This is a genomic window from Paraglaciecola sp. MB-3u-78 (assembly GCF_002835935.1).
Lineage (GTDB): Bacteria > Pseudomonadota > Gammaproteobacteria > Enterobacterales > Alteromonadaceae > Paraglaciecola.
Genome location: NZ_PJCF01000010.1, coordinates 101106 through 116125 on the forward strand (window position 1 = coordinate 101106; position 15020 = coordinate 116125).

The 15020-nt window shown below is 44.3% G+C and carries 11 protein-coding genes; all 11 read left to right on the forward strand.

Annotated elements, in window-relative coordinates:
- Positions 1-2 precede the first annotated feature (2 nt).
- The 11 genes from CXF95_RS22125 to CXF95_RS22175 all read left to right on the forward strand — a co-directional run bounded on the left by CXF95_RS22125 (position 3) and on the right by CXF95_RS22175 (position 14986).
- Positions 3-524 (forward strand): TraV family lipoprotein, encoded by a 522-nt coding sequence (locus CXF95_RS22125; RefSeq protein ID WP_101200729.1) that lies wholly within the window; start codon positions 3-5, stop codon positions 522-524.
- The gene (locus CXF95_RS22130; RefSeq protein WP_101200730.1) at positions 524-3049 is read left to right on the forward strand and encodes a TraC family protein; all 2526 of its coding nucleotides are present in this window, start codon (positions 524-526) and stop codon (positions 3047-3049) included. The genes CXF95_RS22125 and CXF95_RS22130 overlap by 1 nt, the downstream gene beginning before the upstream one ends.
- The gene (locus CXF95_RS22135; protein WP_157828215.1) at positions 3009-4955 is read left to right on the forward strand and encodes a hypothetical protein; all 1947 of its coding nucleotides are present in this window, start codon (positions 3009-3011) and stop codon (positions 4953-4955) included. Before CXF95_RS22130 ends, CXF95_RS22135 begins: the two co-directional genes overlap by 41 nt.
- A 152-nt stretch (positions 4956-5107) precedes the next feature.
- Positions 5108-6694 (forward strand): conjugal transfer protein TraN, encoded by a 1587-nt coding sequence (gene traN, locus CXF95_RS22140; RefSeq protein ID WP_157828216.1) that lies wholly within the window; start codon positions 5108-5110, stop codon positions 6692-6694.
- A complete protein-coding gene (locus CXF95_RS22145) occupies positions 6651-7220 on the forward strand; it encodes a hypothetical protein (RefSeq protein ID WP_101200733.1) in 570 nt (189 codons plus the stop codon). The genes traN and CXF95_RS22145 overlap by 44 nt, the downstream gene beginning before the upstream one ends.
- Positions 7210-8169, forward strand: a complete 960-nt coding sequence (locus tag CXF95_RS22150; RefSeq protein ID WP_101200734.1) for a TraU family protein — start codon at positions 7210-7212, stop codon at positions 8167-8169. Before CXF95_RS22145 ends, CXF95_RS22150 begins: the two co-directional genes overlap by 11 nt.
- Complete coding sequence (locus tag CXF95_RS22155) at positions 8169-8915, forward strand: TrbC family F-type conjugative pilus assembly protein (RefSeq protein ID WP_101200735.1); 747 nt, start codon at positions 8169-8171, stop codon at positions 8913-8915. Before CXF95_RS22150 ends, CXF95_RS22155 begins: the two co-directional genes overlap by 1 nt.
- Positions 8872-9384, forward strand: coding sequence for a S26 family signal peptidase (locus CXF95_RS22160; protein WP_157828218.1), 513 nt, complete (start codon positions 8872-8874; stop codon positions 9382-9384). The genes CXF95_RS22155 and CXF95_RS22160 overlap by 44 nt, the downstream gene beginning before the upstream one ends.
- Entirely contained in the window at positions 9381-10199 is an 819-nt protein-coding gene (traF, locus tag CXF95_RS22165) for a conjugal transfer protein TraF (RefSeq protein ID WP_101200737.1), read from the forward strand. The genes CXF95_RS22160 and traF overlap by 4 nt, the downstream gene beginning before the upstream one ends.
- Positions 10199-11584 carry a conjugal transfer protein TraH gene (locus CXF95_RS22170; RefSeq protein ID WP_101200738.1) on the forward strand — a complete coding sequence of 462 codons (1386 nt, stop codon included), beginning with the start codon at positions 10199-10201 and terminating at the stop codon, positions 11582-11584. The genes traF and CXF95_RS22170 overlap by 1 nt, the downstream gene beginning before the upstream one ends.
- 15 nt (positions 11585-11599) lie before the next feature.
- Positions 11600-14986: a conjugal transfer protein TraG N-terminal domain-containing protein gene (locus CXF95_RS22175; RefSeq protein WP_101200739.1), complete on the forward strand. Its 3387-nt coding sequence runs from the start codon at positions 11600-11602 to the stop codon at positions 14984-14986.
- The last annotated feature ends 34 nt before the right edge of the window (positions 14987-15020 follow it).

Genomic DNA, 15020 nt, shown 5'->3' on the forward strand with positions numbered 1-15020 from the left:
TTATGAACAAATTACTTGGATTTGTCTTATGTGTCACCTTGGGAATTTCTGGATGTTCTATTGTGCCCTATGAAGATGAATATGCTTGTAACATGCCAGGCTCACTCGGTAAATGTCAGAACATGACTGACTCATATCAAGAGGCGGTCACAGGTGTAGAGGTTGGGAAACCCATGGTGCCTGCATCACAAAGGGATGATGAAGAGCAAGTTACATCATCGCCAAAAGATGGTATCGCAGGCACGCAATCACCTAAAGCGACCTCTTCGTCATACGACCGCTATATTGATAATTATTACGCCCAATTAGGGCGCCTTATCGTAGAGCCCAAAAACCCCATCATTCGTCAACCGACTCAGATTCGTATGCTTGTATTACCTTACACCTCACAAGACCAAGCAGTCATGTATATGTCTAGGCATGTTTACTGGGTACATCAACAACCACATTTCATTCAGGGTGACTATATGAAAAAACCGTCTGAAATATTGGACTCTCCAATGATGCATCACCAGGGTAAATAATGATGTTCAAACAATTAAAAGACATATTTATTGGGGATGGTGCGGCGACGTTAGGGGATATTAAAAGGCTCGTCGATAGATTAAAGATCAGTGACTATCTCCCGTATGTTAATTATGACGAAGGTGAAAAGGATTATTTCACCTTAGATAATCGCTTTGGTCATCTGTATGAATGCACCCCAGTGGTGTTTAAAAGTACTGAAACGATTAAAAATTTCAGGGCGTTAGTGAAATCACAATTACCTCGTAATACAGTCATCCAAGTGATCCAGCACGGATCACGACACATTAAACCAATAGTCGATGAACACAACGCATTAGTAAAGTTAGACAACCCCATTGCCACTAGGTCCCGTGAAGAAACCACTAAGATGCTGTACGACTTTACCAACGGAAATGCTCAGTTATTTGGGAATAATATTCGGCATATTAGATTATTTTTCGCCATCACAAGTCTCGATCCGCTTTCAGAAGAACAACTGGCGATTTTTGAAAATAACTTAAAAAGTCTCAACATCAGGCCTACTAATGTCGTTCCAGGCAGATTAAGAGAGTGGTTAAGTACGTTTTTTGGGTACAGCGACAATACGGATTTGCCAAATGAAATAAGCCCTCACATACCCATTAGAAAACAAATAGCGAGTGCTGAAACGGTGCTGGAGTTCCATCCAAGAGAGAAATACGTGGATTTGGGTAACAAAGTGGGTCGATGTATCACCCCAAAGTTTTTACCTCACGCCATCGATGCAATAGAAGCAAATGGGTTACTCGGCGGTTACATGGGCCAAGATGATGACGGTAAACAGTTGCAGGGGGAATACCTATTCACGTTCACCATTTTCATGGGCAAAGAAAATCAAGAGATTGCAGAAAAAGATGCGCAAACAGTGAAAGCGCAGAAACTGTCTAAACAGGCCGCTAAGCGTATTGAAGAACTAAATTGGGCGGACAAACGCAAAGATAATGGTGAGGACTTTGTAAAAGTGATCCCCCAGTTGTGGATATTTGAACCCACAGTGGAAAAGCTTAATCATTCGACAACACGCGCAATCAAGATGTGGGAAAGTCTGGAGGGTTGCGAGATGCAGATAGAAACGATTTTGCAAAAAATTATGTTTATTAGCGCCCTCCCCTTTGGTCTTTACGAGCCAGAAAAAAACATTGGCACCATTGACCGTCACTTTTATGTTGACTCAGAGGCGGTCGCTACGCTGGTTCCGATCACTGGTGACTTCAATGGTATGGGTGATCCGGTGTCGTTATTTATAGGCAGAAAAGGTCAACTTTGTTCATTTGATTTATTCGCTGATGAGTTCGAATCTTTTAACTTCTTTGTAGCGGCTAAAACTGGAGGGGGGAAGTCGAATTTAATGAACTCCATAGTTAAGGATAATTTAGCAGTCGGGCGTGCCGTCAGGATCGCGTCAATGGGTTCTGATTATAAGAAACTTTCTGACTTGTTTAATGGCCGTTACCTTGACGTCGACAATTGTGAGCTTAATCCGTTTTATACCTCGGGATTAATTAACGCTCGCGACGAAGAGGACGTAAACGGCGCATTAGAAGCTATCCGCGCTGTGATATCTGAAATGGCGTTTGGTACCAACAAAGCAGTACAGGATAATTCTGATAATACGTTAATTGAGCATGCCGTAGGCGCAGCCTATAAAGCCGGTGATTATGAATTCCCGGTTGATGCAGTGTATGACTTCCTGCGCGGTTGGCCGGATAACTCACCGGACTGGACTGAACAAAAGAACATCGAAACGATAAAGGATAAAGCCCAAGAAATCGCGTTTAACCTCGGTCCATTTAGAAAGAGTGGACGCTACGGCAAGATGTTTTGTGGGAATAGTCAATTTAATATTGCTGGTGATCAGTTTGTCGTTCTAGAACTGGAGAAGTTTTCAAAAAGTAAACAGTTACTTGGGGTTGCGTACCTGCAGGTGATGAATGCATTTACCGCAGATTTGTATGAATCTAATCGTGCCGATCCTCGAATTCTTATTTTCGAAGAGTTCAAAACACTGATGATGAAATTAGGGCTAGACGACAAGTCCAACTTCAAACAGGTTGTTGAGGAAGGTTATCGAAGGGCGCGCAAATATACCGGCTCTTTAGGGGTGGTTTTGCAAAGCGTTTTGGATATTCCTGATTTTGGTGATCTAGGAAAAGCATTTCAAGAGAACAGTAACACGCAGTTTTTACTGAAGTCTGATATCTATACAAAAGCCAGTGAACAAGGTGCTATTTCACAAGCAGGAATTGCCCTTGAACTGCTCAACTCTGTGAAGTTAGTGAAGAAGCACTATGCTGAACTTTATGTGAAAACCAACCTAGGTGAAGGGGTTATGCGCAGTGTACTCGACCCGTTCAATATGTTCTTAAATAGCTCAGAGGGCAAAGAGAAGGATATGTATGACCATGCTATTGCGTCTGGTATGAATCCTTATGAGGCACTGTGTCACTTATCTAAAGTGCCCTATGATCTTAATCTGTGGAAGCAACGACAAAATGCAGCGTAAATACTTAGGCGTTTACATCCTTACGCTAAGCACCTTACCTTTTTTGGTGTTAGGTCAAAGTGCGTCTGAAGACACCGCTGCGTATTATGCTAATGCAGAAAGTTTAAAAGGGAATGTGATTGATCCCATACTTAGCAGTAGCGCTGTTGTCTCTGCAGATGGTTCAACATTTAATGCCCAAGCTTCCTGTCAAGCAGAAAACGAATACTTGCGAGTATATGCCAGCGTGCAAATGGACGGTGATCTAGATGTCTCTGTCGTTCACGATCACAATTTGGACGGGGTATTTGCCCCGGTTCAGACAATCAGTGATGTTGCAGGTGTGTGTCACAATGGTTATGCAACGAATTGCAACAACGATTTCAGTAGCTGTGATTTTTTTGAATGGGCGGTTGATACATCATTAAATATAACTGGAACACCCTCCTCGCTTGCACAAGGTGGTGGGGTTGAAGGCTGTTATTGTATCAATAATAGCTGTGGCGCGGGGTTGTATTTCGTTAACCAAGAGAGAATTCACGACGATATTGGCACTGGCATCAGCTTGGCATTTCAAAGAACCAACCCGAGCTTTGGGATAACCAATGTGGTTGCTTCCGCTGGCATTACATCCTTTTTTGGACACGACCCAGATAGCTGTGACACAGCGGAAACATCGCAGCAAGTCTATTATGATAATCCTAGCAACATCCCGAGTGCAGCGTTCACTGCATCTGGCACCAGTGAGCTGTTTGCAAGCCTTAGCTCAGCGCAGTCTTCCGGACATACTACAACCAACCAAACCTGTTTCGAAGAACATGGAGCAGATATATTAGAACCGAGTCTCAGCGATATCATTGAAATAACGCGCCTTAACGGAGTCGTTAACGTCAGTCCATGCGGCGCAAATTGCTTTTTAATCACAGTCGGACAACCTGGCGATAACTATCTAAATGGTGGCTCATGTACGCAGTATAATCACAAAGTTGCATTTGATGTGAAACGCCCACAAGACATTAGTAATATCACGTTAATTGATGTTGCGCACGATGATGATTCGCTTATTCAGCACACGATTGGAACCACCACCACCAATATTTGGGTTTCCAACCTGTGGGACCCAACATCACCGCCAGCAAGGTGTGAAAGATCGCACAGTGATTACACCTCAGTTAATCAGAATATTACCAATTTATTCGCGTCTGTAGGTGTTTTTGAAATGGACTTTTGGGGTTTAGTGGGTGACTTAGGTGAATTGTATATTCGTGTCCAAGTGAATATAACCCCAAGCTGTGAAACCACGCCTACCGTTGACAATACCTGTGGTTCGATTCCTTCCGATTGTTATTTGGATGCAGAGGAAATAGATGGGGTGCAAACAGTTGTTAATACAGTAGGAACCGGATTGGTGCCGTTGCCTTCCTCACGCACATTTACCAGCGGTTCGTGCTCTGACACACTGAGTCGCCCATATTGGCGCATTGACAGAACATACAAATGCCCAGCGGCGGGTAGCACCTACGATTTCAGCGCCGGGCTTGACCGGGCTGTTATTATCAATAACTCTGCGTCGCCCACTGGTTATGACGATAAAAGGATTGTTAATGGTATAATGGTGCTTAATTCACAAACCCTAACGTTACCAGCATTACCAACGGTCGATCCGTGCCAACAAAGTTGCAAAACAAGTAAAGAAGTAGGTGAACTCGGAATTTCCACCATGGGACTGTCAGTGGGTATGCGCCCCGATGATACGCGTTTCGAATACAGCTACAAAGCATGCGACGGACTAACCTGTCCACTAGAAGCCGGTGAAACCGTTGTCTCCGCGTGTGGCTGTTTAGACAGGTTTAGCGAAGCCGCGAGTGCTATCCAAGCATTTCGCCTAGCGGGCAAAGACTTCGTTTGCACAACGGAGACGCCTTAATCATGCGTCCTAGTCAAATACTATTTAATACCTGTTTGCTTTTGCGTTCAAATTGTAGCGCTATACTAATACAATCGCTCATACTGTGTTTAGTTTGCTTTGACGTTATTGGACAAGAAATTATATTTCCGCCAAACACACCCGTATGTGTTTTGGATATTGATAACGATGGTGCCGTGTCTGGTGCAAATGAACTTGAAAGCTGTGGCAGTGGTGAGTTGTATAATGCGATTACTGATCTCCCAGGTCCAGCGACCGCCTTATCGTGTCCTTTAGGAAAAACGCCATGCGCCAGACTGGATAACAATGTGTGCCAAATAGACGGCAGTGCATGTGGGGAATTCGATGCTACATGCGATAGACCACAAGCATGCAACCCAATAATTTGGGATGAAGATGGCGGGCCTGCGACGCTCGTCTACAACCTTGCCTCCCCCGATCTATATTTTTGCCCTTCTAACGGAATGACTTATACAAATTTAACGGATGCCACAGCGAGTTGCAGGCTTATGGGCGAAATTATTGATCAAGTTATATTTATAGATGGGTTTGTTGATTTTTGGGTCTGTCTTCGTACAGGAAATCAATTCAACATCGAAGCCGCAGCGGTGGCTGATTGTACCTACATTGGGGACATTGGGGTGGCGACTATTGATGTGTTAGCAGGGGCTCCAGAAAATTGGTATTGCGCAGAAAATAATACTACCTATGGAACGGAGTTTGACGGGCTTGATGGATGTCGCATTGTTCATTCTATTAGCGGTTTCGACTGCCCTTCTACCATCGGCAATGATAAACATTTGACGCTAGCGGCATGCGAGGCAACGTGTGAACAAACGGGCGCGTGTGCCGTTGAGTCCGGTCAGATGCAATGCCCACTTGGTGCCTTTGACTGTATTAACGAGATACCAGGAAGTGAAGACTATTTTTGCTCGCCAAGTGTGTGTGCAACTTATGAAGATGCAGGGACTTATACGCCCCCTGTAGATGATGCATTTACCCCGAATGACGGAGCAATTACGGAGGCAGACGGATGTACAGACTTTATTCAAATATTCAATGGTAAAGCGGAGTCTTGTCGATTGCCTGGTATCGCCAGTGCTTATCAAAATTGCTGTAACAAGGCCGATGAAGATCTACTCACTGACTCGCAAGGCTCCGTGTCCGAAAGTGTACTTTGGGCCGCAGGGATTAATGCGTTATATGATGCTGGTGCGGCCGCATATGCGGCCTATTCAGCAGTACCCGCTGGCAGTGGAGCAGGCGCAGCGGCCGGTTCAACCGCTTCAGCATTTCAGAGCTCGCTACTTGAGAGTCTAGGCAGTACGACAGTGATCGTCGCAGTCGCAGTCGTCGCTGTCACGACTTACCTTGAAAACGCCTGCCCGCCAGAAGGTGTTGTGACGGCAATTAAGAAAAAAGCCAATCAGTGCGTGTTGCTTGGACAAATATGCACCACGTCGTTTCTAGGCTCATGCGTTCAAGAGCGAGAAGTGCATTGTTGTTTCAACTCTTTAATGGCGACTCTCGTTCAAGTCGGTGGAAGAGCCCAATTAGGCATGGACTTTGGCACCGCTGAAACGCCGAATTGTCGGGGCTTTACGCCAGAAGAATTTCAATCCATAGATTTTTCAAAAATCGATTTAACTGCTTACTACGCCGAAATAGAAACTCGGGCTCAAGGAGATGTTGAAAATGAAATTACGAATGTTATCAGTGATGCTGCTAGCGGGATCTAGTTTGTTAGCGAATGCCATTGAAATAAAGGTCGGTGATGTATATCCGGTCAAGGAAAAGTCGATGGAAGAGTTGATCGCGGCGCGTATTCAATCGGCTGACATGGAGCAGAAACTGCTCAATTATACAAAAACCTTTGAAGCAGGGATCACCATCCCTGCAGCTGCTGTTGATAAAGAGTACGCATTCACGCCTTGGTATGTACTACAAGAAGATATTCGAGATCAAAACAACCAGGTTTTATTCCCAAAAGGGTTTCGTTTTAATCCACTCACAAAAGTTCGAGCCCCTGGGCGTTTGGTATTTTTTGATGAGACACAAGTTGATTGGGTTATCGAAAACTCATTAGCCGGTGATCATTTAGTGATGACGTCAGGAGATGTATATACCGCAATGGAAAAACTAAAAGCGCGAGTGTATTTACTTGATGCGAAAACACATGAACGACTGGATGTTAGTGCCGTGCCAAGCATATATGAGCAGAAGTTAAATGATTTTCATTTTACGGTGAATCAATATGCGTTTTAGGATACTGACACTTTTCGTTTTGTGCTGTCTTGCCAGCCGAGCCCATGCAGTTTGCAACGGGACGTTCTTAAATCCTGTGACTGATATTGCATGGGAGAATATATTTCCTATCTCGATTGGCAGCGTCGTCGAATTGGGTGGCAACTCGAAGTATTCCCATGGTAAAGGCTCGCCTGTGTGCTCTTGTGCCAGGGTAGGTGTGCCCATGGTCGGGGTGAAGGTATCCATGTGGGAGCCAGCAAGAATTATAGACACCGTGAAAGATCCATTTTGTATGGTGCCATTTGGAAATACGATAGCACCCGCTGGTAATTTAACGGTTAAAGGCGCTGGTTCACGAGATGCCAAGGATTCTAGGCAATTTAATCAATTTCACTGGTACATATTCCCGGCATTAGCGCTGTTAGACCTGTTTTATGATCTTCCTTGTGTTGATTATAAAAAAGAATTCGACGTGGCGTTGATGACTGAATTATTACTAACGTGGAACAACGATCAATACAGCACCATTATTAATCCAGAAGCGTTACTTGTTGCCAATCCTATTGCGCAATTAGCATGTATGGCCGATGCAACATCGGTGATGTTTCGCCGTCCCATTGATCAACTCTTTTGGTGCGTCGGTAACCACTCAGTTTACCCAATAGCTGGAACAGCTGAGGCATCTGATCCTGTTGAAGCGCATGCAGCCATTGCAGCGAAAGCCATTTTTCAAATGGGTAGATTGGGGCTTTTATGGCAATACCGTTCGGATGGCTGTGGTTTAACACCATCCATAATGTGGACCAAAAGCCGTTGGAGAATGCAACTATCAAAACCAGTTCGCGCCTCACAAGCGAGATATCCTGGCGCACCCGGCGTCCTATGGACATCACTTAAGCATCCACCTTTAAGTGACAATTTCATGTGGATGTTATTTAGAAAATTAGATTGTTGTGTGGGGAATTAATGATGTTTAAAACATGTGTATTAACCTTATGTGTGCTTTTTTCTGTCGTATCGAGGGCTGATCCAGAGCCTATACCAGAAGCTAAGACGGAAACCGACAGCAAATTCAATAGCGCTTTACAGCAGCAATATAAAGATGAACTCAATGCAGTGGTTTCTCAACTGAAAACATCGATTGAATCGAAAGAAAACCCAATGACACAGCGCGCTGATTTGGCCTATACCCATTATGAAAATTCATCGGTAGCGGGTGCATTTTTTAAAGCAATAAAAGACAAGACGAACGAAGGCAATACAGACACCGCAGGCGTATTACTTTTGTTTATATCCTCCTCAATGCCAGAGCGAGTGATCAAAGGGTATCTTGCGCAAGCCGAACGGTTCAATTCTAGAATAATGGTTGTTCTGCGTGGCACCATTGATGACTCACTAAAGCTTCTCCCGACAATTGAATACATTAAGCAAATCAAAAAATTTGATGGATGTGGGCTGGCCTTGTGTCAACGGTCTGTCAATACGGTGATCGACCCGAGACTCTTTGAGCAATTTAGTATCACCCGTGTTCCCGCATTAGCTTATAGCGCTGAGTTTAGCCACATTGGGTATTTTGACAATCAGGAACTACCAGAGTCCGCTGAGCACACAATCGTAGTAGGTGAAGCGACATTGTCTTTTTTAGTGAAAACATTATCCGAGGAGATGAATGATGAAAGCCTTACAGCCTTTACTCAAACCCACGTCTTTTAATACAAATGGAAAGACGAAGAAAAAGTTTTTTATCACACTTTTTGTTATTGGTGCAGCGTTTGTTTTTATAACACGAAGTATCAATTGGGTAGTAACACCTAGCATTGATGCCACCTTACTTCGGTATACCGATGCCCCGTTTAAATATGGCGATTACGTCACCTTTACCCTAATGCATGCAATGGCCAATCACGGCAATGGAATAGAGGTGACAAAAAAATTAGTCTGCCTCCCTGGCGATATATTGCGGATCGACAGGGGTGTTGATTTTTTCTGCAATGATAATTTTATCGGGCGCGCATATGAATATTCGCCGGATATTAAACAGCACCTGCCCGTATTTGATTTTCAAGGCGTGATTCCGATAAACAAAGGCTTCGTAACAGGTAATCACCCCAAATCGTTTGACAGCAGGAATTGGGGATTCATTACATTAAATGAAAGTCGAAATAATGAGGTGATTTTATGAAGCTTTTACTTTTTTTATTATTGATCCAGTCAACGGCTGGGATTGCACAAGACGAGACTAGAGAATATAAGGCAGTGCGGGGGCATTTCTTCTACGAATCACCGGTCGAAGTTGACGAGGACTCACAAGAAAACAAATATCCTAAGCCGCAGGTTCCCGATAGAACGGCACTAATGTCAATGCATCCAAACGAGTTTTCTACGTTATTTGAGGACCAGCTTGAATACGCAATGATGACAATGTCTGAGAGTGACGTCCTCCAATACTACGAATTAGTCGATGTTAGCCGTCGTCGAAGCCGCGCATTTATGGGGGTGACTGAGTTCGTCATGATGCGTAACCCAAGCTTAGATATGCAAACAGTCGATCCTATCAATGCACCAGGTAGAGCAGAGAAAGCCAGACAAACTGAAGAAGCGAGGCGTAAAAAACTAATTAACAATGCTGACCGTTATGCGCTAGTCATGTTTGCGATGGAAGGTTGCAGTGCTTGTCAGTCTCAAATAGGAATACTTGACGTATTTCAACGCACTTATGGGTTTCCTGTGAGAATAGTGGATATCCATTCCGCTCCAAACATGGCGAAACGATACGCGGTTTCACGCACGCCACACACCATATTAATCAGCCGAGACAATGATGACTGGATGCCAATTGGTGTCGGGGTCAAATCCATGCCGGTCGTTGTAAATAAAACTTATTCAGCTATCCGCCTGCTTAACAATGAGATCGAACCGGCGCAATTTTATAATATCGATATTGATAGTGGTGAAATGTACGACCCCTTATTTGGTATCAAAGAAGGAGTGGAATAATGAAAAAATCACTGGTTGCAATAGGAATTATTACCTTGATTATGTGTTCGTCCTCTCCGTCGCTAGCAACAGACTGGACACAGAATTGGTATGATAATGCGGTCGTGACAAGACCATCAAGTTATCAATCTCAACAGCGTGGGTTTTATACACTAGGAGGCTTTCAGTCACGAATCGATTTAAGCGATGATAAATTAATGGCGATATCGCTTCCCTATATCGAATCTGGCTGCGGCGGTATTGATGCATTTTACGGTGGTCTTAGCTTTTTAGACGCTGATTATATTGTACAAAAGCTTGAAAACATCATGCAGGCCGCGCCCTATGTAGCTTTTCAAATGGCCTTAAAGACACTAAGCGCTCAATTGTCAGACACGATCACCGATGCCACAGAAATCGCTGACATGCTAAACAGTATTTCATTAGACGAATGTGCGATCGCCGAAGGTGCGGTGCAAACGGTTGTTGATATCACGGATGGCAAAGGTTTCAGTACTGCACACGATAATGTTTTGGCAAACATGTACAACAAAGACTTATTAGATCGAGCATTAACAAGAAACCGCTCAGAAACGACAGAAGATTTAAAAGCCAACAATAATAATGCAGATACAGATATATCCACCGTGACTGCAAACTGCCCCGCCCTAATAAATGACTTATTCGCCAATGGTAGCTTTATAGACAACATGACTAATTTATATGGTTTTGAAACCTATGAAAATATTATTCGAGGGATGATAGGTGATTTTTTTATCAATCGTGTAAATGGGATTGTGCGTCCTGACGAAATGTCGGGATGTACAGAAAACATAGACTATGACATTGATGACATTGTCTATGGGCGGGTATTGGGTAAGAATCAAGCAGGTGTTTGTGTACCAGGAACCCAAGCAAATATATTCGGGATTGTTAATGGGAATCTGAATAACGTAGTCGCCGCACTTATTGACGGTGACGATATTGCCGCAACCTACCCTTTGGCTGTTGACTTTATTGAACAATCTCCTCTTCCAGTTATCCCTGTTTTACGCTCTGCGGTACTGGAGGGAAATCAAGTGATCATGGTCGATACACTTAGGGAGCCAATCAGCTACGGATTTGCTTACCGCATATATAAGAACCTCAATAGTCATCTAACGATTGCACTATATGACTCGCTCCAAAATCTCGAAAACGTCAATGAGGATGGATGCGATATGGAAGCATATCGACCGGTAATTAACGCCGCCGTAGGTATTCAAAATCAACTGCTGACCCATTCGAAAATATTAGATGACGAATATCGACTCAAACTAAATGAGTTTGAAAGTATGATAAATGTGATTGAAACGCTACGACAACGAGATGACATTTCAACCCGTAAGCAAAACAAACGATTATAGGCCTAGGGGCAAATAATGAATAAATTAATCAGTGCCGCAATACTATGTCTGTTTTGTCACAGTGCGTTCGCTGTGGATCTCGATTTTTACGTTTACGGCGATTTTGATGCCACGGCGGGTGCGTTTACGCGCGCCGCACTGATATTTGCGGATGCTGATTATGCTGGACTGTTCTTTGTGGCCTGCGTGTTTGGTATCTTTTCTGGTGGCATCACAATGTTCTGGACAGGATTATGGGGACAACTGGATGCAGGGAAACTAATACAATATATTTTTTACCCCATCATGGGAGTGACGTTGTATGTCACGTTAATTATTCAGACTGGTACGCTTCACATTTTCGATGAAACCCAAAATAAGTATCGAGCCGTTGGCGGAATACCGGATGGCATTGTACTGGTTGCAGGTGCTTTCAATAAATTCGAACGGATCATTTCAGAAGTAGCAAGTGATAATCCCGCTACAGTGCGTTCATCTTTAGCCTCAGGAACGGGCATTAAACTCTTTTTGGATGCATTTGCAACCAGCCCTTTAACCACTGCGCCGGAATTACAAAAATCATTAAACAACCTGATTATTGATTGTGTTGATATGTCGATGTTGTCAAATGTAGATTTGGATTTAGAGTATATCCGATCCACCGCGCCTAATGCCCGAGCTGTTTTATTAGAGATTGACAATAGCGCAGTCTCAACGACCGTGTACGATAATAATGGCGTACCGACAATCATGACATGCGACTTAGCGAGTGCGGCTATAGTTGCTAGTCTCGACGCGTTGAACATAGATGAGCAAACCGAGTCGTTGTGTCGTGATGCCGGATACGAAGTTGGCGGCGCAAATGCTGCAGCAGAAAGGGCGGCGTGTTATACACAATTGGAGAATGTAGCCGCTGTGTTCATGGGGCCAGCTTTTGGAAATACGACACGAGAGCTATTCACCAATATCGCTGTCTATAATGTTATAGCAACAAACATTAATGACGCAAATGTGGTTGTAAACGGATTAGGGAGCCGTGAAATAGCGTCAGAAGGCATTGCAACTCTCGCAGTAACAGAAGATTGGTTGCCGCAAATACGCGGCGCGATGCTCGTTATTATAGTTTCAATGATGGTATTAATATCATTATTTCTTGTCACACCGTTATTTGGAAAAGCACTCAAAGTCACGTTAGCGTTATTCTTCTTCCTTGCGTTTTGGGGGGCATCCAGTTCAATGCTACTCATGGCTGCTTATGATCAAGTTGTGTATGCATCTCGTTCAATTGGCTTCCATGCGGGTGGACTCGAAGCATATTTATTAGCGCCGACTACGGCTATTTCAGCATTAGCGATTATTGGCGACAGCCTAAGCACTGCAATGATGATAGCAGCGGCATTAACGACAATATTTACCGGTGTCAGCGCTTACGGTTTGTCGAATGCACTGGCCCATGCGGCTGGCAAGGTTGAGGGAATTGGTGAGAATCAAGGCAGAAATCTCACCCCCGAAGGTAAGGCTGATGTGACGGAGCGCAATGCGAATGCGTATGCCACAAATACTGTTTCAGGCTCTATGAGCGCAGAGCAATATGGAAGCGCACATATCCAAAGAGCAAGTGAAAACAATTATAGCGCCTTTGGTAGAGCCCAGGGCATACAACAGCAAGGAGGCGTGAGTTCACAGGTCTCGCATGCAGAAGGTTTGCAGCAAGGCGGAGCAATGGTGCCAACATCTCAACTAGATAACCCTGCTCAATACGGCAGCGATTCGTCCAATCTAAAAATAGGCAGTACTTCTAGTCAAATTAATCGGGCTGATCAAGCTGGAAGCGGAAGTGTTAAAAGTGGTGCTGAAAGTTTGGAGAATGTGCGTAACTCAAGCACATCAGCGACGCTAACGGCCCATAATGGCAGTATTGAGGCTGTTGATAAGACCACGGCGACTGAGGCACAACAAAGCAAAGGTCATGCGGAGGGTCTTAGGAATGTGACTCGTGCAGGCGGGTCGAGTCCTGAAAGCGTTGGCCATCGAGCAGGAGTTAGTTACGGTGCTGATCACATGACTTCTAAAGAAAACTATCGCACGGCAGAACAAGTGATCGCAGCCTCCCAGGCCACAGGTGCATACAAAGCTGGTGAGCTTAAAACAAACATTCAGGATGCAAAAGAACGTTATCCAGAAGAAAGTACAAACCAGGCAATGCGACAGTTTGGCCAAGATGCACAAGCTCTGTCCAACAATCCGTTAATAGCGTCCGGAAGTTTTGAACGTGGGGATTTAATTCAGGCAGAGGAAACATCCAATGTAGAGCGAATTGCTAATGCCAGAATGTTACAGGCCATAGCGGGTGAGTTTTTCAATCCAAATGGTGGGGCAGTAGAAACGGACGAACTCATCCGTGCGGCACAATCAGAAAGTCCGCTGCGCTCTTTGGCGGTACCGGGCCATGAAATGATAGAAAAAATGGATGCGTTAGGATACGGCCATCTCAGCGATATGGTGAATCCCGACGAAATAGTTGAGTTATCAGCCGCAATGACATTAAACGAGCAGGACGGCAGTTTGCAGTTTGGTAATACCACTGTTTCCCAAGGTGCGAGCGTTATTTTATCTGATAAAGTCGATGCACGCAGCGGAGCGAATTTGGACATGGGCGACAAATACGACATAAGAGATGAAGTCTCGGGTACGACACTCATGAATGCCGTCCAAAGCTATGACGAAAACCCCACACTATTAAATAAGATAGTCGACTCAATGAGCGAAATGTCACCCTCCGATTTACTGCAAGTTTCGGAAGAGTTTAATGGCGCATTACCCACCCCATTTGAAGGGCGTTTGAGTACCAGTGATTCTTACAGTTTCACAGCTGGCACCGAAGGACATTTCGGTTTAAGTAGTCCGCAAATACTACAAGGAGTAGCAGGTATTGATGCCGGTTTAAGAGGAGTTAGCAATCAATTTAATGACAATGTAGACACCCGTGATACCGGCGCATCCGTCAAAATGGGCGGGATCCAAATATTCGATAAATTAATGGAAATCCAAGACAGTCATGTTGCTCATGGGGATGTCGCCGATGATCCAACCAGACTCAATATCGGCCCCACAGCAGAAGAAGTATTAAAGACACAAAGAATGGCGGATTACTTCTCGACCGTCTTTCAAAGCTCCTTTACTGAAGGCAGGACCTCAATTAATGTCGATAATGTAAAAGAAGTTAATGACGATAATAGCGGCAAAACAGGCAATCTGTTGAGGGAGATTAATAAGGCAGAGACCGAGTTGTACCGGGCGAAAGGTTGGGAGACAGGTACACGTGAGAGTGTCCCCACCCCGCAAATACGCGCGGCTCAAGAGAAACAACTGGCCGAACAAGCCGCGCTGCAAAAGAAAGTTGAAATGTATCGTTTGAATTAGGTCTATAGTCAATAGGTAACTCTTGGAGAAAAAA